We start from the raw sequence: 26,854 nt of genomic DNA, 5'->3' as shown, positions 1-26,854 counted from the left end.
TCACAATAAAATTTGAATATTTTAATTTCGGGCTTTTTTTATGTAATCTCAAAATTATTTTATGTTATATTGATTGGCCATAAATTTTTGATAGGCCTCATTTTCTGAGGTGGGCGTAACCTTAAAGTTATTAAAGTTGGGATGCTTCTGGTGCAATTCACTTTCTGCAGTGTCAATATAATGTGTAATCGTAGCATTTCCGATTAATTCTATCCAATAGTTATGGCCACGGCGATGAACTTTAGTTTGAACAAAGCCGCCAGGATTAGAAACAGTCAGTAGTTTGTCAAACAGATTCATTGACTGGCAGGTCAAAGCGTAAATTAGACTTGCAGCTGACATGGCTGTACCACAGGCATTGGTGAAGCCTACACCTCGCTCAAAAGTACGTACAAATAGATGGTGCGCACTCAAAACTTGAGCAAAACTAACATTTACCCCATCTGGAAAATAAGGATTTTTTTGATTTAGTTTTTTGCCTAATTTTGCTAATAAGTCGCTTTTGAAAACATCATCGGAAACAAAGCTGATCAAGTGGGGGTTAGGGACAGCAACTGCTGAAAACTTCAATTCTGGTGCCAGTTCTGGCACTTCTTGATTATTTAATTCAGAATAACCTAGATTAGTAAAGGGCAGAGCCGCAGCTGCAAAACTAACCGGGCTGATTTCAACACTGATTGCCTTAACCTTTGGCGCCCAATCTGGCTGACAGCTGACACGCAAATCGCTTTGCATAGTTTCAACTTTGAATGTTTCTTTATGGTATTTTTGTGCTAAATAGCGGCCGACTGTCCTTAACCCGTTACCACACATGGAAGCAAAAGAACCGTCAGCATTGATAACTTCCATTTTTCCTAGAGTTTGCGCATGGTCTGAATTGCTGACCACTAGTAAACCGTCAGCACCATTAAGTAAGCCACTTTCCGGCTTAGTTATCTGTTGCGTCAAGTTGACTAATTCTCCCTTAGATAACGGTGTTTGAAATTGAGTTTGATCAAGTAGAAAAAACTTATTCTGTGAGCCGTGAACTTTTTGTAGTTGTATCATGAAAATTTCTCCTTAAATTAATTAAAAAACTGGTGATAAATTTCTTTAACAGCGGCAGCTGCGTCTGCCTTTTTGGTGCCTAGCATGATTGAAATGCGTGAAGCACCCTGGTTAATCATATGAATGGCAATATGCTTTTCTGCTAAAGGCAGAGTGATATTTTTCATTACACCAATCTTGTTGCGCATCCCTTCTCCAACCACCATAATGATGGCATAATCATCAATCCATTCTAGTTGATCAGGTTGAAGTGCTTGTTGAATTGCAAGACACATTTGCTGACGAATTTGTTTATCAAATTGCCTTTTATCAAAAATAACGGTCAAATCATCAATTCCTGATGGCATATGTTCATATGATATATTAAATTTATAGAATATTTGCAGTAATTTAAGTGTAAATCCCACTTCTTTATTTAGTAAATATTTATGTAAATATAATGCGGCAAAATGTCCAGAACTTGCCACACCTGTAATTGTGCTTTGCGGGGTAAAACTATTTTGCGGGACAATCATTGTTCCTGGCAGTTCCGGATGATTAGTGTTTTTGACGTTTACGGGAATCCGGCCTTCAATTGCGGGAATAATGGCTTCATCATGGAAAACAGAAAATCCAGCATATGATAGCTCCCGCAACTCACGGTATGTCATAAACTTAATGGCACGGGGATGCGCAATAATTCTAGGGTCAGCTGCATAGATTGCATCTACATCCGTAAAGTTTTCATATAAATCTGCTTTGATTCCACGGGCCCAAATTGCTCCGGTAATATCTGATCCACCCCGAGAAAAAGTTGCTATTAAGCCATCTTGTGTAATGCCATAAAAGCCGGGGACGACTAATAAATCTGCAGTTTGTGCCCATTTTTGTAAATTTTCGTAAGTTTCTGGTAGAACTTGAGTATCGTTAGCATTACTAGTAACCATAAAGCCAGCTTCTGCGGGATCCAAAAAGCGAGCGGCTATATGGCGCTTTTGCAGAACTAAAGTTAAAAGCTGTGCACTAAGTTTTTCACCATGTGCTTTAAAGGCAGCCATTAAAAAGTCCTCGTTTGGATAAGAAATTTGGGGTAGATTGAGTAATTCCTGTAACAAAGGCTTTACTAATTGCCCAGATATTTGAAAGTAGGTCGCGATATCCTGATACCTGGACCAAATTGCTTTTACCGTTGCACTGTAATCTTGGTTATTAAGAACATTTTCTGCATACGTAATTAATAAATCTGTTACTTTAGTGTCGTTTTTAGACCTTTTGCCAGGAGCAGAAGTCACGATCACTTTACGAGCTGGATCAGCATTAATAATTTTTAAAACTTTTTGAAATTGTTCTCCGTCAGCTAGAGAACTACCACCAAATTTAACAACTTTCATGTTAATACCTTTCACAATTAAATTTAATTTAAGTAATTAGTATTGGATTTTAACATTAAAATTTTAATCTTCAACTGCAAAAGAAAGTTGTTATTCAGTAAAGCGGCTGTTTTGGGTCATATTATTGCATTAAAATTTGCGCTGAAAATGTTGGTGTTAATAGCATTTTACAAGATAAAAAATAAATAAATTTTAAAAACAAGATTTTTATTTAAAAAATTAAAAAGCAATTGTCAGTGAAAATGGTTGACAATCATATTAATTAATAATAATATTTTAATAAATCGAAGAGGTTGCAACCAACAAGAGTAGCTGGTGGAGTTTCTGCAAAAACTAAGAAACTAGTCAAAGGGGCGGTTGCCGAAGCATTAATTATTGCGGTAATTAATAAGCTGGGACGTAATCAAACAGGTTACGGACTGTCGCAATTTTATGTTCGCGGAGCGCTATCGACAAAATTGATACCAGATAATAACTTGAAGGACTCTTTTGTTAGGTACAACAAAAGAGCCTTTTTTATTTAACAAAAAGGGAGAGACTTAAATGACTGCTAATGATTATTATCAAACTAATACCCAGGGTCATTTGATAATTGGGGGAGTAGACGCTTTGGAACTGGCAAAAAAGTTTGGTACCCCCTTAGTTGTTTATGACGTCCAGAAAATCAAACGGCAATTTCAGGCTTTCCAAAATGCTTTTGAAAAAGAGCAGATAAATTATGCCATTAGTTATGCTAGTAAGGCATTTGCTACGATGGCAATTTACCAAGTAATTAATGAGCTGGGCGGACATGTGGATGTTGTTTCTGGAGGTGAATTATATACCGCGCTGCAAGCCGGTTTTCCTGCGGCAAAAATCAGTTTTCACGGTAATAATAAAACCCCAGATGAATTGTTAATGGCTGTCCAAAACCATGTGGGCGTGATTATTTTAGATAATTTTACTGAGATTAAACTGTTAAAAAGGATTTTAAAACAAACTAATACTCGCGTGCAGGTAATGTTGAGAGTAACTCCAGGGGTCTCTGCTCATACACATGAATATGACCAAACAGGTCAAGAGGACAGCAAATTTGGCTTTGACATTCGTTCAGGTCAGGCTGAACAGGCATTTTTACAAGTTAGAGCTGACGCACAAATGGAATTAATTGGACTGCACGCACATATCGGTTCGCAAATTTTGGCAGCTGAGGGCTTTAAACTTGAAGTAGAGAAGTTGCTGAAGTTAGTCAGCGATTGGAAACAAAAATATGACTATCAACCTCAGGTGTTAAATTTGGGAGGCGGTTTCGGCATCAGGTATACCAAGCAGGATAATCCAGTAACTGCTCACACCTTTGTTGGTCAAATCGTACAGACAGTCAAAAAGTGTGTACAGGAAGATCACTTAAAAATGCCGGCTATCTGGATTGAACCAGGACGTTCAATTGTCGGTGAGGCCGGCTATAACCTATATACAATTGGCTCACGGAAAGATGTACCAGGGCTTTTGCCTTATGTAGCAGTTGATGGTGGTATGGGAGATAATATCAGACCGGCACTTTATCAGGCAGAATATGAGGCAGTATTAGCAGAAAATTCGCAAGCAAAGCCTGTAGAAACAGTCAAGCTCGCAGGTCGCTATTGTGAATCTGGTGACATTATTATTAACAAATTGGCACTGCCTAAAAGCAAACCCGGAGATGTAATTGCGGTTTTAGCAACTGGTGCTTACGGCTATAGTATGGCATCTAATTATAATCGTGTTCCTAGGCCAGCTGTTGTTTTTGCAGAAAATGGGCAAGCACAAGAAGTAGTTACACGTGAAACTTATGCGGATCTAGTTAGTCATGATCGCTTTTATCAAATGGAAGGATAAATTATAAATATGAAAAAAATGACGGCAACCGAAATTATTGACTTTATTGCTAATTCAACCAAAAAAACACCAGTTAAAGTTTATGTCAAAGGAAATTTGTCTCAATTAAACTGGCCAGCAGACTGCAAAACTTTTATTGAAAATCATACTGGGGTCGTTTTGGGAGACTGGCAAGTCTTGGGACCTTTTTTAGCAAAAAACTCTGACAAATTTGCTGATTACCAAGTGGAAAATGTTAGTCGTAATTCTGCCATTCCGTTGCTAGATTTGAAAAATATTTCTGCCAGAATTGAACCGGGGGCCCTAATTCGTGAAAACGTTGAAATAGGCAAAAATGCGGTGATCATGATGGGGGCTGTCGTTAATATTGGAGCAGAAATAGGCGAAAATGCCATGATTGACATGAACGCTGTTTTAGGAGGCAGAGCAATTGTTGGTGCGAACAGCCATGTTGGGGCAGGCGCGGTGATTGCCGGAGTTGTCGAACCGGCTTCGGCACAACCTGTGAAAATTGGCAAGGATGTTTTAATTGGCGCCAATGCAGTGGTTTTAGAAGGAGTTCAAGTAGGTGACCATGCGGTAGTAGCTGCTGGAGCAGTAGTAACTAAGGATGTACCTGCAAACAGTGTCGTTGCCGGAGTACCGGCAAAAATTATTAAAATGCGTGATCAAAAAACGGCTTCTAAGACAGGAATTGAGCCGGGATTAAGAAAGCTGTGAATTAATGTTAACTTCCGCGCAACTAATTAAAATTCGGCGTGACTTGCATCAGATTCCAGAGTTAGCTCTGCACGAATACCACACACAGAAATATCTCTTGCAAGTTATTGGTAATTTTAATCAAAAATACATTGAAATTCGCACATGCCCTGAACTGCCTACAGCTATTTTAGTTAGAGTTAGAGGGAAAAAACCGCAAAAAACGATTGGTTATCGTGCAGATATAGATGGCTTGCCAGTTCAAGAACAGACCGGCCTGCCGTTTGCTTCCCACAATTATGGTCAAATGCATGCCTGTGGTCATGACATCCACATGACAGTAGCGCTTGGAATTTTGGCTTATTTTTGCGAGCACCAACCACAGGACAATTTGTTGTTCTTTTTCCAGCCAGCTGAAGAAAGTGAGAGTGGTGGTAAAAAAGCCTATGAGGCAGGAATTTTTACTGGTAAATGGCGCCCAGATGAATTCTTTGCTTTGCACGATACTCCAGATTTACCTACCGGTACAATTGGCTGCCGCTTAGGAACATTATTTGCGGGGACAACTGAAATCAATATTGATTTATATGGTAAGGATGGACATGCGGCGTATCCGCAGCAAGCTAACGATATGGTAGTGGCTGCAGCTGCGTTAATAGAGCAAATTCAAACAATTATTTCGCGCAGTATTGATCCCATTGCAGGTGGTGTTATTACAATAGGAAAAGTTAGGGCTGGAACAGTTAGAAATGCGATTGCCGGTCATGCTCATTTAGAAGGAACCATTCGCGGATTAACCCAAAAAATGATTGAAAAAATTGATCAGCGTCTGCGGGAGATAACTCAAGGAATAGCACACAGCTATAATGCTAAGGTTGATTTGCAACTTAATCAGGGTGGCTATTGGCCAGTAGAAAATGATCCGCAAATCACAAGCGAGTTTATTAATTATATGAAGGAAAATCCTCAAATTAATTACCAAGAGATGCAACCGGCTATGACAGGTGAAGACTTTGGCTATTTACTAGCACAAATTCCCGGCACCATGTTCTGGCTAGGCGTAAATGATAATTCCCAACTTCATTCTGCAACCTTTAACCCGCACGAAGAAGCCATAGAAATAGGAATTAAAGCAATGGTAGGTTTTTTAAAGAGTCACATGTAGCTCAAAAGGAGAAAAAAACATGACTAATTTTGACAAGGCAGATTTAATGACCGCGCTAATTACGCCCTTTAATAAGGAAGATAAAGTTGACTATCCTGGTCTGAAGCGCTTAACCGAGCATTTACTCAACACAGGCAGCAATGGTTTCGTCATTGGCGGTACGACTGGTGAAACAGCAACAATGACCCATGACGAAAAGATTGAATTATACACTAAATTCGCTCAAATAATTGCTGGACGTGTGCCAGTGGTTGCCGGTACGGGCAGCAATAATACTGCACAGACCGTTGCGTTTACACAAGAAGTAGGACAAATTCCCGGTATTGATATGGCACTGGTAGTAGCACCTTACTATAACAAGCCGGATCAAAGGGGAATTACAGCTCATTTTGAAAAGGTGGCTGAAAATTCACCGGTACCAATCATTATTTATAACATTCCGGGTCGAACAGGAATTAAGATTACTAAAGAAACTTTGGTTGAGTTATCGCATAATCCAAAAATTGCTGGTGTTAAGCAATGTGCTGACTTAGAAGACTTAGAATATATTGTTGAACATGCAGCCAATGATTTTTTGGTGTATACAGGTGAAGACCTGCAGTCTTTAACGGCTAAGGTCTTAGGTGCAAAAGGAGTAATTTCGGTAGCCTCTCATATTTATGGCAAAGCTATGCGGGAAATGTATGATGACTTAGATCAGGGCAAAATCGCTGCAGCAGGTAAATTGCAAAGACAATTAATGCCAAAAATGCAAGCTTTGTTTATGTATCCTTCGCCGGCACCTGTTAAAGCCGTCCTTAACGCCCAAGGGTTGCCAGCTGGCGGCTGCCGGTTACCGCTTGTGGCTTTAAATGAGACAGAAAAGCGGCAATTAGCTCTTCATTTAGGTTTAAGTGAAGCAGCATTATTGCATGAATTGCCACTAGAACTAGGAGTAGAGTAATGAAGAAAATTTTGATAGCTGGTGCCACAGGATCCATGGGCAGGCAAGCTGTCCAATTAGTTGAAAAATTACCGGATTGTCAATTGGTAGCAGTTTTAGCACCCACAGCCTCTAGCAGTTCGGATTTCGAGCCTGAGGTTAAGCGATTTGATAATTTAGCAATGGTCGATATTGCTGCTGATATCTGGATTGATTTTACTACTCCACAAGCAGTTTATAGAAATACTAAATTTGCGTTGGAGCATCATATGCATCCAATTGTGGGGACAAGCGGTTTAACGCCTGAGCAAACTAAAAAGTTACAAGCAATTGCACAAAAAGAGAAAATTGGCGGCATTATTGTTCCTAACTTTGGTTTATCAGCTGTCTTATTGATGAAATTCGCGCAAGAAGCGGCGCGGTATTTTCCTGATGCAGAGGTCATTGAAATGCATCATGCTGATAAAAGGGATGCCCCTAGTGCTACGGCTATTGCGACTGCTAAATTAATTGCAGAAAACCGCAATTCAGAAAATTGTTCACAAACTGAGAATGATTCTCAAGCTCGCGGTGCCAATTATGATGGCATTCCTGTTCACTCCGTTCGTTTACCTGGCTATATAGCTCATGAGCAGGTCCTTTTTGGCGGCCCTGGCGAAGCTTTAACTATTAGACAAGATTCATTTTCCCGTTCTTCATTTATGCAGGGCGTTAAAGTAGCTTTGAGCCGAGTAATGGATTTAACAGATTTAGTGGTCGGTTTAGACCAGATTTTGTAATTACAAGGAGAACAAAATGCCCCAATTAGCTAATGATTTAACTTCAATTATTCATACTCCATTGGCAAAAATTCCACCTTCTGGTATTCGTGCTTTTGCCCAACAAGTTGACGATATTCCTGATTTAATCAAGTTAACTTTAGGAGAACCTGATTTAAATACACCTGAACATGTCAAAAAAGCTGCAGCCCAAAGTATCTTAGATAATGATTCGCATTACTCGGCTCAAAAAGGAACACCCAGATTGCGTCAGGCTATCAGCAATTATCTAAAACGCAAGCAAGACTTAACTTATGATCCTGAAAGTGAAATTATCGTCACAGTTGGTGCGACGGAGGCCATAGCTGCAACCATGTTGGCATTATTTCAACCAGGTGATGAAATTATTGTGCCTACGCCATCTTATGCTCTTTATTTTCCGCTAATTCAATACACTAAAGCTGAATTAGTTGCCATCAATACGGCAGATACGAATTTCGTGTTGACCCCGCAGGCACTGAAAAAAACTTTAAATGAGCATCCTCATGCTAAAGCGATTTTATTTAACTATCCTACTAATCCTACTGGCAGAGAATGTCCCAGCTCTGTTTTAGAGCAAATCGCACCGATTATTAAAAAACATCATCTTTATGTTATTTCTGATGAAATTTATAGTGAATTAACGTATGACTTTAATCATATTTCGCTTGCGCGTTATTTACCCGAACGTACTTTGTTAATTAATGGCTTGTCCAAGTCTCACGCTATGACTGGTTACCGTCTGGGTTATGTAACAGGACCAGCTGCTTTAATTAGTTTAATTGCAAAGATGCACGCATTTTTGGTAACAGCTCCATCTAATCCTGCACAAGCGGCAGCTACTGAGGCCTTGGAAAATGGTGATCAGGATCCAGCAAAGGCCCGGCCAATTTATCAAAAAAGGCGGAACTATATTGTTAGTGCGCTAAACAATATGGGCCTTGAAACCCATGCCAGTGAAGGGGCATTCTATGTTTTTGCCAAAATACCAGCAAGTTATGGTCAAGACGATGAAGCCTTTGCACTGGACTTAGCTCACAAGGCTAAAGTCGGGGGCACGCCCGGAAATGCTTTTGGTCCTGGCGGTGAAGGCTATATTCGTTTTTCATACGCTGCCAGCGATGAAAACTTGCATACGGCTATGAACCGTATGCAAAAATTTTTAGCAGAAAAAGGTGAAAATTGATGAGAAAATACGTAGTTGCAATTCTGGGTGCCACAGGTGCAGTAGGTCAACGTTTAATTAGTGAACTGGAAAAGTCTAAAATTCCAGTCAAACAAATCAAGTTACTAGCTTCTAAACGGTCAGCAGGTAAAAAACTAACATTTAAAAATCAAGCAATTACAGTAGAAGAAGCACAACCTGATTCATTTAAGGGAGTGGACTTAGTTTTATCATCTGCAGGTGGTGCGGTGTCACAAAAATTATTGCCTGAAGCTGTCAAAAGAGGAGCGGTATGTGTGGACAATACTAGTGCTTTTCGTATGGCTGATGATGTGCCCTTAATTGTTCCCGGAGTTAACGATGACCAATTAGTTAATCATCATGGCATCATTGCTAATCCTAATTGCTCGACCATTCAGATGGTAGCTGCGCTTTATCCGCTGCACGTTAGATGGGGAATTAAGCAAATTATTGTTTCGACTTATCAAGCCGTCTCGGGTGCTGGTAAAGCAGCTTGGGCGGAGCTGCTGCAGCAAGCACAAGATAGGTTGAATAAGCAAAAGACAGCAGCTAAAATTCTGCCAACCGCATCTGCTAAAAAGCATTATCCTCTGGCGTTTAACTTGTTACCGCAAATTGATGTTTTTGAAGATGATGGCTACACGCACGAAGAATGGAAAATGATTCATGAAACCAAAAAGATTTTGTTTAATGATCAGGACTCAAAGAAGATTAAAGTCACTGCTACTTGTGTTCGCGTGCCGGTTGAAATTGGTCATGGGGAAACGGTTTATTTTGTGCTGAAGGATGAAAAGGCAACGACTGCAGAAATAAAGCAGGAAATTGTAAAAACTCCTGGCCTTGTTTTACAGGATGACCCTGAAAATCAAATCTATCCCCAACCACTTTTAGCAGCTGGTAAAAAAGAGACTTTCGTAGGACGTATTCGTCAAGATCGAGAAAATCCTGGTGCATTTAATATGTGGGTCGTGGCTGATAACTTGTTAAGAGGCGCAGCCAGCAACACAGTAGAAATTGCAGAATGTTTAGTGAGAGATAATTTAGTGCGTGTGCCCAAAAATAGTTAGTTCTATATTTAATTAAATGAAATAAACCAAGTTTGTATAAATAATATAAGCTTGGTTTATTTGATTACTTTTAAGCTGACTTCCTACTATTTTTTTGCAATTTTAAACGATAAAAAATCCATGGAGGTTATGAAAGCGCTATTTTATACTGACAATGTATTAATTGAATAACTAAAAGTTATTTGGATGAAAGGAGTACGTTAATGAGTCTTGTAAAAGCTTTGCTAATCGCAATTTGGGCAGGATATTGTTCATTTGACGATCAAGGACCGCAAATGTTTCGGAGGCCTTTGCTGGTTGGACCGGTTGTAGGACTTATCCTGGGAGATTTACCAACAGCACTTGTGATTTCCGCTACATTGGAATTAATGTGGATGGGCCTGGGCAACATGGCGGGTTATCAAACACCAGATATGATTGTCGGGACAATTATTGGAGTAACTGTTTCAATTACTTCAGGAACAGGTGCTACGCCAAAAGGAATTGCTGCCGGAGTCGCAGCCGCCACTACTGTAGCCGTTTTAATTCAACAGTTAATAGTAGTTACACGGGTATTAAAACAGTTTTTCGAACCGTGGGCTCAAAGACTAGCTGATAATGGTGATTTAAGTGGGATAATGCAAATAAATATTGTTGCTTTTCTTATACAGTTTTCAATTCGAGCAATACCAACATTTCTGTTTGTTTATTTCCAAAAGGGCATAATAGATAAAATACTGGCTGTTGTACCAAGTAATATCTTAAATGGTTTGGGAACAGCGTCATCCTTATTGCCTGCTGTGGGATTATCCATCTTAATGACAATGATGATGAAGGGCACATTGTGGCCATTCTTAATTTTTGGCTTTGTTTTATCAGCCTATTTAAACTTAGGCATTTTGCCAGTTACCTTAATTTCTTTAATTTTTGCCGTGATCTATTCCTATATTATGGAAATTATAGATAAGCAAAACGAAATGGGTTCAGAAAATAGTAGTTCTAATAATCAGCAAGTTGATGAAGATACGGGGTACGACCTATGAGTAATGAAGTGGAAACTAAAAACAGTAAAAAAATTACCCGTAAGGATTTAAATAAAGTCTTTTGGCGATTGCAAATTTGGGGACTAAACGTTACTTCGACGCTGGTCTTGACTCAGGCTATTGGCTTTTTAAATGCGATGGTACCAATTATTCGCCGTCTCTATGGTGATAATAAGGAACTTAGAATAGAAGCCATGAAGCGCCATCTGACCTACTTTTTATCACAAATTACGGCAACAGGTATGATTCTGGGAATTACCGCGGCTGTTGAAGAGACAACCAGCGAAGATGAAAAAGAAGCAGTTGTTGCTATCAAAGCCGGAATGATGGGACCATTAGCTGGTATTGGTGACAGTGTCTTTAAAATAACCATTCAGGCTATTGCCGGCAGTATTGGTGCAGCCTATGCATTACAAGGAAATGTATTAGGGCCAATTTTGATGTTTGTCATTTATAACGGAATCAATATTGTTGTTAAATATTATGGAATTATTTTTGGTTACGAAAAGGGTACAGAATTTATTAAAAGTGGTAACCAAAAGAAGGTTATGCAAAAGATAATTAATATTTCAACAGCGATCGGTGTCATGGTTATAGGCGCACTTATTGCCCAATACGTCAAAATAAATGTTGGTACAGTCATTTATACCAAGGGTACAAAAATTGTCATCCAAAAATTATTAGACGGCGTGATGCCAAAGCTGTTACCTTTGCTGTTTACCTTAGGTCTTTATAAATTACACTCATATTTACCACGTAAATACTTAACTTGGTTAATATTTGCTATTTTGATTTTAGGAACAGTTTTAGCAGTAATGGGAATTATCAAATAATTTGTAAGGAGGTTACTGATGGCTATAAATATTATCTTGGCCAGTCACGGCTTGTTTGCTCAGGAAGCATTAAAGTCGGCTGAAATGATTATTGGACTGCCGCAAAAAAATGTTGCAGTTTTATCTGTTACTAAAGGTAAAACTTATGAAGAAAGTCTTGAGGAAATTCAAACTAAATTAAAGGCGCTTAACGAAAAAAATACGGAAACTCTTATCTTAGTTGATATTTTTGGTGGTACCCCTGCTAATGTATCTACGTATTTAACTTTGACAAATGAGAATGTCTTAGTTTATTCAGGATTAAATATGCCAGTTTTACTGGAGCTATGCTTGAGCAATCCTGAAAATTTAGCAGAAGCTAAAAAGATTATTGAAAGAACTTATCCGCAAGCGTTAGTGAATATTACTGAAAAAGCAAAAGAAGGAGAGAAACAAAATGCCAATCAAGTGGACTCGTATTGATGACAGATTAATTCACGGTCAGGTTGCTAGTTCCTGGCTGCGTCATGTTGGTGCTGAGCAAATCATATGCATCAGTGATAGGGCAGCTAGTAACCCAGTACAAGAGCAAGTGTTGAAAATGGCTGCTCCTGGTTATATCGTGCATGTTTTTGGAGTTGATAAATTTATTCGAGTTTACAAGAAAAATCCTATAAAAAAGACCACCTTTTTAATATTGACCAGTACCCTTGATTTATTGCACTTAATCGAAGGCGGGGTTGACATTAAGTCAGTTAATTTTGGTGGTATGAGAGAGCGTAAAGAACGTACAATTCGCTACAACAATGACCTGTGCTTTACTCCAGAAGAAAAGGATGCACTAGATAAATTGGTTGACTCAGGACTCGAAATAAACTTTCAAATGGCAGCTTATGATGCGCCTACACCAATCAAAGAATATATTGAACAAGTGCAAGGAAAGAACTAATGAAAATAGACTACGCAGAAGCATATGTTTTAGATGATGGTCAAACAGAAGTAGATATTAAGACAGATGAACAAAATTTACCTGATTATGAATTATATTGGACTCTGGATAACGACAAATATACTAAAGAAAAAAAGTATTTGTTAACCAGTAATAAAACTCAGGTCTGTTTTCAATTTTCTTACTCAACTGTTAGGCCCACATATTTCATTCTGAATTTTAAGAAACACGAGCCCTTATTATTTGGCTATCGCATACTGCCCGTTCCGGGGATGTATAATCTGCGTGATATTGGTGGCTACCGCACAAGTGCTGGCATGAGAATCAAATGGGGGCAAGTTTATCGCTCTGATTATTTGCACAATTTAGAGCCTTCTGGATTCACTTTTGTTAAAAATTTGGGGTTACATTCGATTATCGATTTCCGTAGCGCAATTGAAGTTAAAGATACGCCTAATCCTGTTATTGATCCTGCAATTCATACTTTTAATTTTGATCCTAATGCTAAAACAGCTGCCATCGCCGGTAGAGCCCAAAGTTTGGATACCGGAAAAGATATGAAAGAAAAGGCCAAAGAAGCATTGGCTAAAGGTGAAACTGGTAATGATCAGATGATCAGACAACAAGAATCCTTTGTCGATAGTCCTGCAAGCATAGAGGCTTTTAGTAACACCATTAAAGTCACAGCTCAAAGTAAGTATTTACCCAGCTTACAACATTGCCGTGGCGGTAAAGACAGAACCGGCTTTGGCTTCATGGTCCTGGAAGGAATTCTGGGCGTACCAGCAGAATTACTGGTTTATGATTATATGCTAACTAAACGAGCACGTGTTAAGAAAAATGCTCGTTACTATCAAAAATTTTTGCAACAAACTGGTAATAAAGAAGTTGCAGATTATATGTATGCCCTTTTTGACACCAGAGAAGAATTTATTACTGCTTCAATTACCAAAATAATGCGCGAATACGGCACAATTTATCAGTATGCAACTGACAAGTTGGGTCTGACTGAAGCAGAATATTTGAGTTTACGCAAGTCATTATTAGAAAAAGCATAAGTTTTAAGTTAAAGTAAGTATTAATATTGTCTTAAAAAGGAAGACGGCAAAACAATGTTGAATTTAACTTACCGTGAAATTGAATTGTTAAATCTTTTTTTAAACAATGATTTACTTACTATTTCTGAATTAAAAAAGAAAAGCGGGATTTCTGCGCGAACGTTAAATACAGAATTTGAGCAGATTAATAAGGCTTTTCGTAATAACGGTCATGATGTCAAAATTATCAATCAAAGAGCTAAAGGATATTTGCTTGATTATTCTTTAGCAGAAAGTGACTGGTTGAAATTATTAAAGGAAAATTGTTCTGAATATTTAAATCTCAAGTTTAATTACTTGTTTCGTAATAAGTTACGTATTGCCAAAATTTGCAGATTTCTGTGTGCGAGTCCAAACTACATCAAAATCGACCAGCTGGCGAGCAAATTAAATTTTAGTACCGCGACTATCAATAAGGATATGCGTGATGTGAAAAAATTTTTAAGTATTTATAATTTAAAAGTGAAGTCTGTTCCATACTATGGCATGAAAGTAGTAGGTAAAACGGGTGCTGTTCGTTCATGCTTGATAGATTTATTTGATGTCTATAGTTTTGAACAAAAAGACGCTTTGCTACCAGAATATGCTTTTACTGAATATGGCGTTACTAAAACTGAATTACTAAATAAAAGTCAGACTTTACTCCAATTAATTCATGAATATGATTTTCCTTTAACGGATAATGGCTTCAAGCAAGTAACAAAATATCTGCTAGTTTATAAATTGCGGCCAGATATTAGTTTAAAAATTAATCATAATTTTAAAGTTGAATTGATGCATGACAAGGCATTTTTAATTGCAGCAAAATTAATTAAAAATAGTGTCAAAGAAGAACTATGCTTAGCTATTTTTTTACTAATTAATTCCGAAATTAATCAAATTCCTGATCTGGATAAATTAAAAACCTGCTCTCAGCAAGTAAAATTACAGGTTAAACAAGTTTGTGCTATTTTAAAAGAGCAAATGTCACTATGCATTAATAAAGATTCTGATATTGCTGCATACATTTATCGCAGTTTCTTTATCAGATACCTTAAGAAAAAATATGACTTTGTTTGCTTCAACCTAGAACTGGCAACTGAAAAGGTTGCTCGCAAAATTTTTGCAACAAGTTCTTTAACCGTTGCTTTATATAATTCTTGCGCTGATTATAATAAAAAAGAGTTAAATGACAGCCTGTTTAACGATATAGTTCTGGGCTTATACAGTAAGATTCATCAAAAACAAAACAGTTACTTTCCCACTAACTTCTTGGTTGTAAACGACTATGGTAAATTAGCCAGTGAACACTTAATAGATAAACTTGATTTAAATAAATATAATGCAAATTATACTTTTGTTTATTCTTATGAATTGGAAAATATTGATTATTCAAAATACGATTATTTATTAGTTTCCTCAAAGACTAAACAAGGTTATAAAAATATAAATATTCCCAAAATAACTTTTTCCTTTTTTTCAGATGATGGGCTAAAAATGGCTCTGTGGCAAAGAATACTGTCCACTAAACGAACAATTGGTTCAATTGTCAATTATTTTAAACGGCCAGTGATAATTAAAATAGATGCTTTAAAAGGAAAAATTCAGGACATAGTAGCTAATCATTTGATTAACCAACTAGGCATCCCTCAAGCACATAAAAACAATTTTGTTAGTTATGTTGCAGCTTTAATAACAAATGAAGGCTACCATGCCTACCCTTATAATATGTACCTCACTCTTCTGGGTCCTCATGAAATTAAGAAACGTTATTTTGTTTTTAAGTTTAAGCAGCCTGTATATATAAATTATCATAAGGTCTTTAATTTACAGATTATAATTCTGGATCCCAGTAAAGGATTATTGGAAATTAAAAACGGTGATTCTGAACTGCAACTATACTTTAATATAGTTAGTAATGACCAGATTATGAGATGAATATCTTGTGGGAAGATAATTTTTGCTCTTAAAATAATTTGCTTTAAATATATAATCAGTTCTCTCAAACTGAATTTATCCGGTTTGAGAGTTTTTCTGTGGGCATTAATTGTGCTAGTACTCATATATTAAACTGCATCAACTAATATTTACTATTGAAGAAAATAAAAAATCCCAGCACCGACTACCTACCAGAGCTGAGATAAATTTTATTTTAACGGAAAAAAGAAATAATTACCATATTTATTAATAATTTGGCAATAAAATCATGAAATTAGCTATTTATCGCCATCCATAATCGTATTTTTAACAATTACATAATCAACCAACTTAATTGAACTAAGGTCTTTACCACCAGCATAAGAAATCGAAGATTGTAAATCTTCCTGCATTTCTCTTAACGTGTCAGCGATATGTCCGCGATATGGAACCAGCATTTGTTTACCTTCAACATTGCGATAAGCTCCCTTTTGCACTTCAGAAGCTGAACCCCAATATTGTTTGTAAGTTTTGCCATTAATTTTGATCACATTGCCTGGAGACTCCTCGTGTCCCGCAAGCATGGAACCAATCATGACCATGGTAGCGCCAAACCGAATTGACTTTGCTATATCGCCGTTATAACGGATACCACCATCTGCAATCAAAGGTTTGCTGGCTACTTTACTACACATCCTTAAAGCAGCTAGTTGCCAGCCACCAGTACCAAAACCGGTTTTAAGTTTGGTGATACATGCACGGCCAGGGCCAACGCCCACCTTAGTGGCATCGGCTCCTGCACCTTCTAATTCACGGACGGCTTCAGGAGTTGCAATATTACCTGCTGTTAAGAAAGTATCAGGTAATTTTTCTTTAATGTATTTGATCATATCAATTACATAGATAGAATGACCGTGGGCAACATCAATTGTGATATATTCAGGTTTGATATTTTCATTAACTAATTGGTCGATAAAATCATATTCGCCTTTTTTGATACCGACGGATATTGAAGCAAATAAGCCTTTTTCATGCATCATTTTGATAAAATTAAGACGCTTCTCAGGCTGAAAGCGGTGCATGACATAGTAATAGCCATTTTGAGCCAGCCAGACTGCCAAGTCATCGTTAATGACACTTTCCATGTTTGCAGGTACTACAGGTATTTTAAATGTTCGGTTTCCAAACTTTACACTGGTATCAGCATCATGACGGCTTTTGATAATTCCCTTGTTGGGCACAAGCTGGATGTCGTCATAATCAAAGGCTTCCATACTGAAATAATTACTCATAAATAAATCGGCTCCTAGAATAAATAATCTTTGCAAACGAAGTAACTATAATCAAAAATACTTTTTTGTCAACAGAAAAATCGAACTATTAAAAATCTGGCTCCTATAATAATTCGCATTTAAATTTGACTAAATGTAGGCAAATTGCTAGACTATTTACGTGATATTTGTAGAAATTTAATGAGGTGAATAAAAATGACAGCAGTTGCAGTTGTTGGTAGTCAATGGGGCGACGAAGGAAAGGGCAAAATCACTGACTTTTTGAGTAATGAAGCAGCGTATACTGTACGCTCAAACGGTGGTAATAATGCTGGTCATACTATTGAAATTAATGGTCAAGATTTTAAGATGCGCTTGATTCCGTCAGGCATTTTTGCGTCAAAAGAAGGTGCCGTAATCGGTAATGGCGTGGTCATTAACCCTGAAGTTTTATTTAGTGAATTAAAAAATCTTGAAGAAAAAGGCATAGACACCAGTAAATTAAAGATTTCTAATCGTGCTCACATCATCATGCCTTACCATATCAAGCAAGATGAATACCAAGAAGAAGCAAAGGGCGATCAAAAAATCGGTACTACTAAAAACGGTATTGGTCCAGCATACATGGACAAAGCTTCCAGAATTGGTATTCGCGTTTGTGATTTACTTGAAAAAGATACCTTTGAAGCAAAATTACGTACTAACTTAGAACAGAAAAACGAAGTATTTACCAAAATTTATGGTAAACCGGCACTTAAATTTGAGGATATTTTTGCCAAATATTATGAATATGGTCAAAAAATGAAAAAATATGTCACTGATACTTCGGTGTTAGTCAATGATGCTCTTGATAACAATGAAAAAGTCCTGTTTGAAGGGGCACAGGGAATTATGCTTGATATAGATGAAGGAACTTATCCTTTTGTTACCTCATCGAACACAATTTCCGGCGGTATTGCCAGTGGTATCGGTGTTGGTGCCAACCGGTTAAAAACTGTTATTGGCGTCTGCAAAGCTTATACTACTCGTGTTGGTGCTGGTCCTTTTCCAACTGAATTATTAGATGAAACTGGTGACCGTATTCGTGAAACTGCTCATGAATATGGGACGGTTACCGGTCGTCCTCGTCGCGTGGGCTGGTTTGATTCAGTGGCTTTACGTCATGCCAAACGTGTAGCTGGTATTAACGGCTTAAGTCTAAACTTACTTGATATTTTCAGCGGCTTTGACACTATTAAAATTGCAACTGCTTATGAACTCGATGGTCAAAAGATTGACTATTATCCTGCCAGCCTGAAAGAACTATACCGGTGTAAGCCTGTTTATGAGGAATTACCTGCTTGGAAAGAAGATATCACAGGTGCTAAAAGTTGGTCTGACTTGCCGGAAAATGCACAGAAGTTTTTAAACCGTGTTTCAGAGCTTGTAGGTATTCCCCTTGTTACTGTTTCAGTAGGACCTGATCGTGAACAAACAATCGTGTTACAGAATCCATGGGAAATGTAATTTATGTTAGAACGTTATACTCGCCCTGAAATGGGCAAAATATGGTCGGATGAAAATAAATATGAAGCATGGTTAAAGGTAGAAATAGCCGCCACCAATGCCTGGAGTGAATTAGGTGAAGTACCAAAAGCAGATGCTGCTAAAATTGCCCAAAATGCCAGTTTTACACCTGAACGGGTGGCTGAATTGGAGCAGATAACGCACCATGATGTGGTGGCTTTTACCCGTACTGTTTCCGAAAGTCTGGGTTCTGAGAAAAAGTGGGTGCACTTTGGTTTAACTTCGACTGATGTGGTTGATACGGCGCAGGGCTATATTTTAAAACAGGCTGATGCAATTATTCGGCAGGATTTACAAGACCTGAAAAAGACGATTGCACAAAAAGCACTTAAGTATAAAAATACGGTGGAAATGGGGCGCACGCATGGCGTTCAAGCTGAACCTACTACTTTTGGCCTGAAGCTCGCTCGCTGGTATGCGGAAATTAAGCGTGATATTGAACGCTTTGAACATGCAGCAAAAGGGGTAGAATCAGGGAAAATTTCCGGAGCCGTTGGGACTTTTGCTAACGTACCGCCAGCTGTTGAAACCAGTGTTTTAAAGCAGCTAGGCTTAACTCAGCAGCCAATTACCAGCCAGGTATTGCCACGCGATTTACACGCTGAATATATTGCAACCTTGGCGCTGATAGCTACCAGTATTGAAAATTGGGCAACCGAAATTAGAAGCTTGCAACGCTCTGAAATCCATGAAGTTGAAGAACATTTCCGTGCTGGGCAAAAAGGCTCCTCGGCGATGCCTCATAAGCGTAATCCTATTGGCTCAGAAAATCTTTGCGGCATGGCACGAGTTTTACGTGGTCATATTATTACAGCCTATGAAGATATATCACTTTGGCATGAGCGCGATATTTCTCATTCTAGTGCCGAAAGAGTGATTCTGCCAGACACAACAATTGGTATTGATTATATGCTTGATCGCTTTAACCGTATTTTGACAAATCTAGATGTTTTTCCAGAAACAATGCTTAAGAACATGGATAAAACTTATGGCTTGATTTACTCACAACGCTTGCTGTTAAAGCTTATTGATGAGGCTGGTCTTTCTCGTGAAGATGCTTATGACATGGTTCAAAAGCTAACTAACAAGTCTTGGAATGAGGGAATTTCCTTTAGAAAATTAGTTGAGAATAGTCCAATCATGAATTACCTTTCTGAAGACGATGTCGCCGATGCTTTTGACTATCATTACCATTTGCGGCATGTTGACGAAATCTTTAAAAAAGTTGGTTTGGAATAATTAATAAATAAAAGTTCACTTGAATGTGAGCTTTTTTTATACTTAAAAAATTAAATTTTGAATAAGTAGTGTTTTATGTAAGCGGTTATGTGATAAGCTGAGCTTGTTAACAATAAAATGAAATTTAAGTAAAACTATAGGAATCAAGACAATTAAGGAGCTCGGTCCGATGATTGATCTTTTATCAGCTTCAAAATGTCTCACAGGTGTTATTGAGGTTGATTCTGTACGGCAGAAATTTATTCCTGAAATGGTTGATCTTTATCGTTCAGGCAAGTTTCCACTTGCTAAAATGGTTAAGTTTTATCAACCAGAGGAAATTAATGAAGCCATCAAGGATTCTGTAAATGGCAGTACGATAAAACCAATTATTGTTTTTGATAAAAAATATAAATAGTTTTAAAAATTATTATTGTGAAAGAAAGGTAAACATATGATAGTTAATGATCATACATATTATGATGCAAGCTATGATGTAGTAGTTTTAGGTTTTGGTGGAGCCGGAGCAACTGCAGCTCGCTTTGCGGCTGATAGTGGCGCTAAAGTGCTAATAGTTGACTCAGCTCCAGAAGGTCACGAAGGTGGTAACACAAGGTATGCTGCTGAACTTGTAGGTTATAGCAGCAGTGAAGAAGATTATCGCGCTTACTATGAGCATTTGGCCCAGCACTTTAGCATTGACCCTGAAATAGAAGACACAGTTGTTCATGGCATTACACACATGAAAGAATATTTTAGAAAATATCTGGATGTGAATGAACCTGTTAGCTATAAAACTATTTTAGGATTGCCGGATGATGCGGTAATTGCCGATCACCCTGATTTACCTGGTGCTAAAAGCTATGACATGATCACAATGGAGAAGGGAATTTTTAACGCTTCATTGTGGAATATTTTACGGCAAAAAGTACTCGATCGCAGTGATAAAATTGATGTTTGGTATTCTGCACCTGTTAAGCATATTTTGCAAACTCCTGGTAAAAAAGTTGTCGGAGCTCAAATTGAGCGGGATCATGTTTTATTAAACGTTTACGCTAAAAATGGTGTAGTGTTAACCACTGGTGGTATCGAAAATAATCCGCAAATGATTCAGGATTACATTGGTTCACACAAGTTAGTGCCACTGGGTTCACTTTATAATAAAGGTAAGGGTATTGACCTGGCCCACGAAGCAGGTGCGGATATGTGGCATATGTCAATGTATGCGGCTGGTGGAATGCAACAAGCTTTTGCTTTTTATGAACCTGGGATGGAGCGTGCACCATTTTATATGGGTAACCCGGTCTTCTATACAGGCAGTATTTTTACGGTTGGCGATGATGGCACACGCTACTTTAAGGAAGATCAAGGAGCACGTGAAGGCTATGTAGAAAATCATGGTTCATGGTACAAACCATTGAATCCAATTCACCCTTACTTTGTCTTTGATCAAAAGCAATATGACAAGATCAGTGAGATTGATACTTTCCCTGATAATAAAGCACTTAATTCCGTTCTTAAAGCTGATTCTGTTTCTGAATTAGCAGAAAAGATGGGAGTTGCTGCGGATAAACTGCAAAGTACAATTGACGAATTTAACTTCTTTGCTGAAAAGAAGCATGATTATGCTTATCATCGTGATCCCGCTACTTTAAGTGCATTTTCTGAAACTGGACCGTATTATGCAATTCCATTGGTACAGACTATTGGCTGGTCCGAAGCTGGTCCTAGAAGAAATGCTCGTGCTGAAATTCTTGATCCAGAGCACAAACCAATTCCGCATTTGTATGGTGCCGGGGAGCTGGGCAGTAATATGTCTAACTTATATCAAGGTGGGTCCGATCTTGCGGACTGCTTGATTTTCGGTAAGATTGCGGGCCAAAATGCAGCTCATCTTAAAGATGATGTAGCAGAAGTCAATGTACCTTCTCCTAAGCATGAAAAACTATTAAAGCCACGGCCACTTGGTTCTGATATTAAGAAAGAAGAATATCCAACTGGTCCTGAACAATATATTGGTAAATCTACTAAAGGGATGGGAGATGAAATTGTTGTCAGGGTAACGGCTGATAAGCAAAAGAATCTCAAAAATATCGAAGTTCTGAAACAAGCTGAATCCGATGACTATGGTCAAAAGGCAATTAATGAATTACCAGCAAAAATGGTTAATGCAAATACAGTTGATGTCGATGCAATTTCGGGTGCCTCTAATACCACTAGAGGATTAAAAGACGCTGTCAGGGATGCATTAAGTAAAATTAAATAAATAGTTGTTTGGAATTTAGAAGGGTTTGAAAAACCCCGGCTTCTCTTAAAACAATTAAAAGGCATTGAATAATAAAATGATGTGAACCCTAAAATTAGGACAAATTTGGGGGTCATATCAAAACTCAGTGCCTTTTTCATACTTGTCCTTGTTGTTCTCTACCACATAAATTTCTTAAGATTATTCAAATCGGTTATCGTTAAATTACCTATACCTTTTAGTCTCGTTTTATCAATTCTCAGCTGATACCGTTTATTACAGTCTATCCACGATTCCTTGTAAAGGCCCGACTTTTGCCAATCGGTAATTTTAGCATACTTTGCGCGAATGCTTTTTGACTTATTTTGATATTTACTAGTAATTTTAAATATATAATAAAATTCAGCATCCTGCTCAATGTATAAAACTGGCCGACTTTTTCCATTTGGTACATCTTCGTATTCAAGGTATGTTATAAAAATATCGCCCAAATTCATTAACTGGTCTCCTTAATCTGCGAAAAAGTCAGCTATTTCTTCGGAGGTTTCAACCTTTTGTGCAGGAATTTTACGACTAGCTGCAATAATTTCATCTTTTAGATGGTCATAATCGTCAACTGAAAATGCTACGGGTAGTTTACCTTTGTCCGCAATCTGTGTAAGCATCATTGAAATTACATCATTAGGTTTAAGACCAATTTTTCGGATAACTAGCTCTGCAGTATCCGCTATTTGTTTGTCTATATTAACAGAATATCTTTTGGTAACAATCTTAGTTGCCATAATTTGCCTCCCGAAATTACTTTGTTACATAAATAATATCATAAAAGTACCTAAAATAGCATATTTTAGGTACTTTTTGCAAATTTTAGCCTAAAAATTGTCTTAAATAAAATACTATACTAAAACTGACTTTGAATTTTTTCTTTTCTTCTGAACCAAAAAAATATACCACTTGGTTTCTTAAGATTACCACTTAGTTAAAAAGGCTAGATTTTATATTAAAATTAGCGTTTAATAAAATCATCAAGTGATGAAGGGCAGGTGAGAAGCGTGAAAATAAAAATAGAGCTGGATCCGGATCTGGATAATGATGAAACTAGTGTAACTATCCGTGCTAAAGCTGTGACACCAGAAGTTGAACAAATTTACCGTCAACTTCAAGGTATCAACAGCCATCCTGATCAAATTGAATGTAAAAAAGACAACGTGTCCTATTACTTGAGTATGAACGAAATTTTATTTTTTGAAACAGAAGATAAACAAGTGATTGCACATACTGCGAGGGATGCTTTTACAGTAGATTACAAACTCTATGAATTAGAAAATTTATTAAACAATCAATTCATGCGGGTCTCTAAGTCAACAATTTTAAATTTAAATCAAATTTATGCGTTAACACGTTCGATTTCTAACTGTAAAATTAATTTTCGCGATTCTTATAAAACTGTCTATGTTTCACGTCATTACTACCATAACTTAAATGATAGGTTAAACGAGAGAAGGTCATCATAATGAGAAAAAATAAAATTAGAGAAATATTTTGGGGGATAGCATTAGTGGCTGCTGCTGTCTTTCTGGTAATGAATCAGCTACACTTATTTTCTTTTCACTTGAAAGTAAGTATGATTATTTGGACTATTGTGTTTGGAGCGGCTTTAATTGAAAGTCTAGCAGATAGAAGCTTGTTTGGTACGACTTTTTCTATTGCTTTTCTCTTAATTGTTTACGCTGAACCATTGCATATTACCAAAATTGTTCCATGGACAGTATTGATTGCTGCATTGCTGATTTATATAGGTTTGACATTAATTTTTAGAAAAAGCTGGTTTTTAGGAGGAAACTACTTTAAACATAAATTTAATCCTAGGGATTACTATGATGATTTGTCAGACTTTGATAAAAGTTATAAAACGACTGATAATAATACCATTAATGACAGTAAAGATTATACAACTGATGGCGATACCATTAATGACAGTAAAGACCATACTGATGGTGAAGATATAGTAATAAATCAGAAGCTGTCATCAGTTTCACGCTATGTTCATTCACAAAATTTACGTAGTGTCATAATTAATTCTTCATTAGGTGAAGTTGAAGTCTACCTTGATCAGGCTAAGGCTGCTGGCGATGTAGTGACAGTAGATATTAACGGTACCATGGGTGAGATTGAAATTTACGTTCCAACTTCATGGAAAGTCAACAGTGATAACTTAAACCTAGCTCTGGGAGAATTAGATATTAATGACGAATCTACCGGTGGCGGTCCTACATTAATGTTAACAGGCCATTTCAGCATGGGTGATGTGGAAGTTAATTATGTATAGAAATAAAATAGTTACTTTAAAGTAGCTACTTGACTATGTCAAAGAAAACTATAAAGAAGCTGAAAAAACCTATAAAAAATGGCGTGATACCAATGATTATACCTATCATGCAGCAAAAACTACTGTGAAAAAGAGTTCTCTCAGTGATTATCAAATGGGTTATGAACAAGCCAAAAAGGACTATGCAGAGAGTCATTCTTTCAAAGCTTTTCCTAAAAAAGGTGTTAACTTAGTTAATCGTGTTACCCAGAATAAAGCAATTGAAATAGAACGCTACATTGACGGCTACAATGATGCCAAGGCCAAAATTTTACGGGCGAAAAAATAATTTTTCTAAAAATTCAATGTACCAGGCTAGAAGTGCCTGGTACTTTTTATTTCAATTAGACTTTAAATTGTAAAAATTGGATGTTTTATTTACAGCTGGTAGCGATAAAAATAATAGGGGATATTCCAACTTTGCGAATTAGCTGCAACTAAATCATCATTCATTAAGTATTTAGGCAATAATGCAGTTGCCTGGCCTTTTTTGACTAGCTCTAAAATCATTTCTAGTGAATCAATTTCAGTGACACTGTTTTTATTCTGCGTTAATTTGAGAGTCAAGTTACGAAACGGACAATTTATGTCTGCGTTTATGGCAACCGGTACTCTTTTGTTTTCCTGCTTTTTGCCTTTTAAAAAACAAGCTTGTAAATGACTTTTCTTGATTAACGAATATTGGGGTAGAGTAATAGGGGTAAAAGTCCAGACCATGTCATATGCATGCTTAGTTATTAATTCTTGAATTTCATTGGTATTTTTAATGATAATGTCATAGTGCTCAAATGAAAATGGTGCTTTTTTGGTAATAATATAGCCAAAAAGCAACTCAGAAATGAGGACTTTGGGCTTGTTAATAGACAAATCCTCTTTCAGGTTTTGGTAGTTTTGTAAAACTTTAGTGGCGAAATCATGCATTTTTTGTCCGTTTTTGGTTGGTTTGACTCCTAAATTAGAACGCACAAAAAGGGGCGTATTCAATTCTTGCTCCAGTGCTTTGAGCCTGGCTGTAATATTGGATTGGGTGTAGCCTAATTTCAATGCTGCTTTGTTAAGCGATCTAGTTTCATAAATTGTTTGGTAAATATGTAAGTCGTTGAAATTCATGTTGCTCCATATCATTAAAAGTGATAACTCTATTATAAACTTGGATTATGCAAGGCTATTTTATCTTAATATACTAATTTTGTAATCTAAAAGGAGGAACTTATTATGACTACAAAAATTGGTATTAACGGCTTTGGCCGCATTGGCCGACTTGCTTTACGGCGAATATATGAAGTGGCCAGTGATGATATCGAAATTGTCGCAATCAATGATTTGACTTCACCAGCTATGTTAGCACATTTATTGAAGTATGATACCGCGCATGGCCAATTTCATCATGAAGTGACTGCTACCACTAATAGTATTGTAATTGACGGTAAAAATATTCCGGTTTATGCGGAAAAAGATGCCAGTCAAATTCCGTGGGTCAAAAATGATGGTGTCAAAATAGTGCTTGAATGTACCGGCTTTTACACTTCAACTGCAAAATCACAGGCTCATCTTGATGCCGGTGTTAAAAGAGTTTTAATTTCTGCTCCTGCAGGCAATATGAAAACTATTGTTTATAGCGTAAATGATAATCAACTAACTGATTCTGATCAAATTATTTCCGCTGGCTCATGTACCACTAATTGCTTGGCACCATTAGCACAAGCAATGAACGATGAATTTGGCATTCAGGTAGGAATCATGTCTACCACTCATGCTTATACTGCTTCGCAAATGTTGCAGGATGGACCTGACCGTGGAGGCAATGTCCGTAATGCCCGTGCCGCAGTTGCTAATGTTATTCCCCATTCTACAGGAGCAGCTAAAGCGATAGGACTAGTTATACCTGAATTAGACGGCAAACTTACAGGTATTGCACAAAGAGTTCCGGTTATTTCCGGTTCAATTACTGAACTAGCCGCTATTTTGAAGCAAAAAGTTACAGCTGAAGAGTTTAATGCCAAAATTAAAAAGCACACTGAAGGTAATCCTTCTTTTGGTTATAATGATGATCAGATTGTATCATCAGATATTATTGGTACTGAGTATGGCTCGATCTTTGATCCAACTCTGACTCAGGTTGAAACTGGTGATGACGGTGCACAATTAGTTAAGGGTTACGCCTGGTATGATAATGAATCCGGCTTTGTAGCTCAAATGATTAGAACACTGCAAAAAGTTGCCCAATTAGGTTAATTATCAATATAACTTATATTTTTACAATTAAAAACTGTTTATCATCAATAAAAAAATGGTTCTGC

General features: G+C 37.3%; 27 protein-coding genes and 1 riboswitch. Of the genes, 21 read left to right on the top strand and 6 right to left on the bottom strand.

Annotation, left to right across the window (positions count from 1 at the left end; genetic code table 11):
- Positions 1-54: 54 nt before the first annotated feature.
- Entirely contained in the window at positions 55-1,047 is a 993-nt protein-coding gene (gene dapF / locus F5ESL0259_RS08415; protein ID WP_122038167.1) for a diaminopimelate epimerase, read from the bottom strand.
- 17 nt (positions 1,048-1,064) lie between these two features.
- On the bottom strand, positions 1,065-2,417 hold the full coding sequence (locus F5ESL0259_RS08410; protein ID WP_122038166.1) for an aspartate kinase: 1,353 nt from the start codon (positions 2,415-2,417) through the stop codon (positions 1,065-1,067).
- A 279-nt stretch (positions 2,418-2,696) separates the two neighbouring features.
- A riboswitch (Lysine riboswitch) is annotated at positions 2,697-2,875 on the top strand.
- 85 nt (positions 2,876-2,960) lie between these two features.
- On the opposite strand from F5ESL0259_RS08410, the gene lysA reads away from it, so the two are divergent.
- The 13 genes from lysA to F5ESL0259_RS08340 all read left to right on the top strand — a co-directional run bounded on the left by lysA (position 2,961) and on the right by F5ESL0259_RS08340 (position 15,907).
- Positions 2,961-4,274 carry a diaminopimelate decarboxylase gene (gene lysA / locus F5ESL0259_RS08400; protein WP_122038165.1) on the top strand — a complete coding sequence of 438 codons (1,314 nt, stop codon included), beginning with the start codon at positions 2,961-2,963 and terminating at the stop codon, positions 4,272-4,274.
- A 9-nt stretch (positions 4,275-4,283) separates the two neighbouring features.
- On the top strand, positions 4,284-4,994 hold the full coding sequence (gene dapD / locus F5ESL0259_RS08395; protein ID WP_122038164.1) for a 2,3,4,5-tetrahydropyridine-2,6-dicarboxylate N-acetyltransferase: 711 nt from the start codon (positions 4,284-4,286) through the stop codon (positions 4,992-4,994).
- A 4-nt stretch (positions 4,995-4,998) separates the two neighbouring features.
- Positions 4,999-6,138 (top strand): N-acetyldiaminopimelate deacetylase, encoded by a 1,140-nt coding sequence (locus F5ESL0259_RS08390; protein WP_122038163.1) that lies wholly within the window; start codon positions 4,999-5,001, stop codon positions 6,136-6,138.
- A 19-nt stretch (positions 6,139-6,157) separates the two neighbouring features.
- Positions 6,158-7,081 (top strand): 4-hydroxy-tetrahydrodipicolinate synthase, encoded by a 924-nt coding sequence (gene dapA, locus F5ESL0259_RS08385; protein ID WP_122038162.1) that lies wholly within the window; start codon positions 6,158-6,160, stop codon positions 7,079-7,081.
- A complete protein-coding gene (gene dapB / locus F5ESL0259_RS08380; RefSeq protein WP_122038161.1) occupies positions 7,081-7,839 on the top strand; it encodes a 4-hydroxy-tetrahydrodipicolinate reductase in 759 nt (252 codons plus the stop codon). Before dapA ends, dapB begins: the two co-directional genes overlap by 1 nt.
- Positions 7,840-7,855: 16 nt before the next feature.
- Entirely contained in the window at positions 7,856-9,043 is a 1,188-nt protein-coding gene (locus F5ESL0259_RS08375) for an aminotransferase class I/II-fold pyridoxal phosphate-dependent enzyme (RefSeq protein ID WP_122038160.1), read from the top strand.
- A complete protein-coding gene (locus F5ESL0259_RS08370) occupies positions 9,043-10,110 on the top strand; it encodes an aspartate-semialdehyde dehydrogenase (RefSeq protein WP_122038159.1) in 1,068 nt (355 codons plus the stop codon). The genes F5ESL0259_RS08375 and F5ESL0259_RS08370 overlap by 1 nt, the downstream gene beginning before the upstream one ends.
- 203 nt (positions 10,111-10,313) lie before the next feature.
- Positions 10,314-11,132, top strand: a complete 819-nt coding sequence (locus tag F5ESL0259_RS08365; RefSeq protein ID WP_110446783.1) for a PTS sugar transporter subunit IIC — start codon at positions 10,314-10,316, stop codon at positions 11,130-11,132.
- A complete protein-coding gene (locus F5ESL0259_RS08360; protein WP_046325673.1) occupies positions 11,129-11,965 on the top strand; it encodes a PTS system mannose/fructose/sorbose family transporter subunit IID in 837 nt (278 codons plus the stop codon). The genes F5ESL0259_RS08365 and F5ESL0259_RS08360 overlap by 4 nt, the downstream gene beginning before the upstream one ends.
- A gap of 18 nt (positions 11,966-11,983) precedes the next feature.
- The gene (locus F5ESL0259_RS08355) at positions 11,984-12,427 is read left to right on the top strand and encodes a PTS sugar transporter subunit IIA (RefSeq protein WP_046325672.1); all 444 of its coding nucleotides are present in this window, start codon (positions 11,984-11,986) and stop codon (positions 12,425-12,427) included.
- Positions 12,402-12,893 (top strand): PTS sugar transporter subunit IIB, encoded by a 492-nt coding sequence (locus F5ESL0259_RS08350; RefSeq protein ID WP_046325671.1) that lies wholly within the window; start codon positions 12,402-12,404, stop codon positions 12,891-12,893. Before F5ESL0259_RS08355 ends, F5ESL0259_RS08350 begins: the two co-directional genes overlap by 26 nt.
- Complete coding sequence (locus tag F5ESL0259_RS08345; protein ID WP_122038158.1) at positions 12,893-13,951, top strand: tyrosine-protein phosphatase; 1,059 nt, start codon at positions 12,893-12,895, stop codon at positions 13,949-13,951. Before F5ESL0259_RS08350 ends, F5ESL0259_RS08345 begins: the two co-directional genes overlap by 1 nt.
- A 54-nt stretch (positions 13,952-14,005) precedes the next feature.
- Positions 14,006-15,907: an HTH domain-containing protein gene (locus F5ESL0259_RS08340; RefSeq protein WP_122038157.1), complete on the top strand. Its 1,902-nt coding sequence runs from the start codon at positions 14,006-14,008 to the stop codon at positions 15,905-15,907.
- Positions 15,908-16,185: 278 nt separating this feature from the next.
- Here F5ESL0259_RS08340 and F5ESL0259_RS08335 read toward each other — a convergent pair whose 3' ends face one another.
- Positions 16,186-17,178, bottom strand: a complete 993-nt coding sequence (locus F5ESL0259_RS08335) for a GMP reductase (protein WP_046325668.1) — start codon at positions 17,176-17,178, stop codon at positions 16,186-16,188.
- Between the two features lie 195 nt (positions 17,179-17,373).
- Between F5ESL0259_RS08335 and F5ESL0259_RS08330 the strand changes: the two genes are divergently transcribed.
- The 4 genes from F5ESL0259_RS08330 (at position 17,374) to F5ESL0259_RS08315 (ending at position 22,207) form a co-directional block, all read left to right on the top strand.
- The gene (locus F5ESL0259_RS08330) at positions 17,374-18,663 is read left to right on the top strand and encodes an adenylosuccinate synthase (RefSeq protein WP_122038156.1); all 1,290 of its coding nucleotides are present in this window, start codon (positions 17,374-17,376) and stop codon (positions 18,661-18,663) included.
- A gap of 3 nt (positions 18,664-18,666) precedes the next feature.
- On the top strand, positions 18,667-19,962 hold the full coding sequence (purB, locus tag F5ESL0259_RS08325; RefSeq protein ID WP_122038155.1) for an adenylosuccinate lyase: 1,296 nt from the start codon (positions 18,667-18,669) through the stop codon (positions 19,960-19,962).
- Positions 19,963-20,131: 169 nt separating this feature from the next.
- Positions 20,132-20,359 (top strand): aryl-alcohol dehydrogenase, encoded by a 228-nt coding sequence (locus F5ESL0259_RS08320; RefSeq protein ID WP_122038154.1) that lies wholly within the window; start codon positions 20,132-20,134, stop codon positions 20,357-20,359.
- Between the two features lie 36 nt (positions 20,360-20,395).
- Positions 20,396-22,207: an FAD-binding protein gene (locus F5ESL0259_RS08315; protein WP_122038153.1), complete on the top strand. Its 1,812-nt coding sequence runs from the start codon at positions 20,396-20,398 to the stop codon at positions 22,205-22,207.
- Between the two features lie 158 nt (positions 22,208-22,365).
- Here F5ESL0259_RS08315 and F5ESL0259_RS08310 read toward each other — a convergent pair whose 3' ends face one another.
- Positions 22,366-22,683 carry a hypothetical protein gene (locus F5ESL0259_RS08310; RefSeq protein ID WP_122038152.1) on the bottom strand — a complete coding sequence of 106 codons (318 nt, stop codon included), beginning with the start codon at positions 22,681-22,683 and terminating at the stop codon, positions 22,366-22,368.
- A gap of 12 nt (positions 22,684-22,695) precedes the next feature.
- On the bottom strand, positions 22,696-22,968 hold the full coding sequence (locus F5ESL0259_RS08305; protein ID WP_038524621.1) for a type II toxin-antitoxin system RelB/DinJ family antitoxin: 273 nt from the start codon (positions 22,966-22,968) through the stop codon (positions 22,696-22,698).
- 270 nt (positions 22,969-23,238) lie between these two features.
- Between F5ESL0259_RS08305 and F5ESL0259_RS08300 the strand changes: the two genes are divergently transcribed.
- The 3 genes from F5ESL0259_RS08300 to F5ESL0259_RS08930 all read left to right on the top strand — a co-directional run bounded on the left by F5ESL0259_RS08300 (position 23,239) and on the right by F5ESL0259_RS08930 (position 24,843).
- Positions 23,239-23,700 carry a LytTR family DNA-binding domain-containing protein gene (locus F5ESL0259_RS08300; protein ID WP_110446771.1) on the top strand — a complete coding sequence of 154 codons (462 nt, stop codon included), beginning with the start codon at positions 23,239-23,241 and terminating at the stop codon, positions 23,698-23,700.
- Positions 23,700-24,515, top strand: a complete 816-nt coding sequence (locus F5ESL0259_RS08295) for a LiaF domain-containing protein (protein WP_122038151.1) — start codon at positions 23,700-23,702, stop codon at positions 24,513-24,515. Before F5ESL0259_RS08300 ends, F5ESL0259_RS08295 begins: the two co-directional genes overlap by 1 nt.
- Before the next feature lie 124 nt (positions 24,516-24,639).
- Complete coding sequence (locus tag F5ESL0259_RS08930) at positions 24,640-24,843, top strand: hypothetical protein (protein WP_147446452.1); 204 nt, start codon at positions 24,640-24,642, stop codon at positions 24,841-24,843.
- Between the two features lie 89 nt (positions 24,844-24,932).
- On the opposite strand, the gene F5ESL0259_RS08290 is transcribed toward F5ESL0259_RS08930, so the two are convergent.
- Complete coding sequence (locus tag F5ESL0259_RS08290; RefSeq protein ID WP_158596030.1) at positions 24,933-25,664, bottom strand: LysR family transcriptional regulator; 732 nt, start codon at positions 25,662-25,664, stop codon at positions 24,933-24,935.
- Positions 25,665-25,769: 105 nt separating this feature from the next.
- Between F5ESL0259_RS08290 and gap the strand changes: the two genes are divergently transcribed.
- On the top strand, positions 25,770-26,789 hold the full coding sequence (gene gap / locus F5ESL0259_RS08285; RefSeq protein ID WP_122038149.1) for a type I glyceraldehyde-3-phosphate dehydrogenase: 1,020 nt from the start codon (positions 25,770-25,772) through the stop codon (positions 26,787-26,789).
- Positions 26,790-26,854: the final 65 nt, after the last annotated feature.

Source organism: Lactobacillus sp. ESL0259 (assembly GCF_003693045.1).
GTDB lineage: Bacteria > Bacillota > Bacilli > Lactobacillales > Lactobacillaceae > Lactobacillus > Lactobacillus melliventris.
This window is presented reverse-complemented; position numbering and strand designations above follow the sequence as displayed.

Coding starts and splice junctions, on each gene's coding strand:
- dapF (WP_122038167.1), bottom strand. CDS start 1,047: ATGATACAACTACAAAAAGTTCACGGCTCACAGAATAAGTTTTTTCTA.
- F5ESL0259_RS08410 (WP_122038166.1), bottom strand. CDS start 2,417: ATGAAAGTTGTTAAATTTGGTGGTAGTTCTCTAGCTGACGGAGAACAA.
- lysA (WP_122038165.1), top strand. CDS start 2,961: ATGACTGCTAATGATTATTATCAAACTAATACCCAGGGTCATTTGATA.
- dapD (WP_122038164.1), top strand. CDS start 4,284: ATGAAAAAAATGACGGCAACCGAAATTATTGACTTTATTGCTAATTCA.
- F5ESL0259_RS08390 (WP_122038163.1), top strand. CDS start 4,999: ATGTTAACTTCCGCGCAACTAATTAAAATTCGGCGTGACTTGCATCAG.
- dapA (WP_122038162.1), top strand. CDS start 6,158: ATGACTAATTTTGACAAGGCAGATTTAATGACCGCGCTAATTACGCCC.
- dapB (WP_122038161.1), top strand. CDS start 7,081: ATGAAGAAAATTTTGATAGCTGGTGCCACAGGATCCATGGGCAGGCAA.
- F5ESL0259_RS08375 (WP_122038160.1), top strand. CDS start 7,856: ATGCCCCAATTAGCTAATGATTTAACTTCAATTATTCATACTCCATTG.
- F5ESL0259_RS08370 (WP_122038159.1), top strand. CDS start 9,043: ATGAGAAAATACGTAGTTGCAATTCTGGGTGCCACAGGTGCAGTAGGT.
- F5ESL0259_RS08365 (WP_110446783.1), top strand. CDS start 10,314: ATGAGTCTTGTAAAAGCTTTGCTAATCGCAATTTGGGCAGGATATTGT.
- F5ESL0259_RS08360 (WP_046325673.1), top strand. CDS start 11,129: ATGAGTAATGAAGTGGAAACTAAAAACAGTAAAAAAATTACCCGTAAG.
- F5ESL0259_RS08355 (WP_046325672.1), top strand. CDS start 11,984: ATGGCTATAAATATTATCTTGGCCAGTCACGGCTTGTTTGCTCAGGAA.
- F5ESL0259_RS08350 (WP_046325671.1), top strand. CDS start 12,402: ATGCCAATCAAGTGGACTCGTATTGATGACAGATTAATTCACGGTCAG.
- F5ESL0259_RS08345 (WP_122038158.1), top strand. CDS start 12,893: ATGAAAATAGACTACGCAGAAGCATATGTTTTAGATGATGGTCAAACA.
- F5ESL0259_RS08340 (WP_122038157.1), top strand. CDS start 14,006: ATGTTGAATTTAACTTACCGTGAAATTGAATTGTTAAATCTTTTTTTA.
- F5ESL0259_RS08335 (WP_046325668.1), bottom strand. CDS start 17,178: ATGAGTAATTATTTCAGTATGGAAGCCTTTGATTATGACGACATCCAG.
- F5ESL0259_RS08330 (WP_122038156.1), top strand. CDS start 17,374: ATGACAGCAGTTGCAGTTGTTGGTAGTCAATGGGGCGACGAAGGAAAG.
- purB (WP_122038155.1), top strand. CDS start 18,667: ATGTTAGAACGTTATACTCGCCCTGAAATGGGCAAAATATGGTCGGAT.
- F5ESL0259_RS08320 (WP_122038154.1), top strand. CDS start 20,132: ATGATTGATCTTTTATCAGCTTCAAAATGTCTCACAGGTGTTATTGAG.
- F5ESL0259_RS08315 (WP_122038153.1), top strand. CDS start 20,396: ATGATAGTTAATGATCATACATATTATGATGCAAGCTATGATGTAGTA.
- F5ESL0259_RS08310 (WP_122038152.1), bottom strand. CDS start 22,683: ATGAATTTGGGCGATATTTTTATAACATACCTTGAATACGAAGATGTA.
- F5ESL0259_RS08305 (WP_038524621.1), bottom strand. CDS start 22,968: ATGGCAACTAAGATTGTTACCAAAAGATATTCTGTTAATATAGACAAA.
- F5ESL0259_RS08295 (WP_122038151.1), top strand. CDS start 23,700: ATGAGAAAAAATAAAATTAGAGAAATATTTTGGGGGATAGCATTAGTG.
- F5ESL0259_RS08290 (WP_158596030.1), bottom strand. CDS start 25,664: ATGAATTTCAACGACTTACATATTTACCAAACAATTTATGAAACTAGA.
- gap (WP_122038149.1), top strand. CDS start 25,770: ATGACTACAAAAATTGGTATTAACGGCTTTGGCCGCATTGGCCGACTT.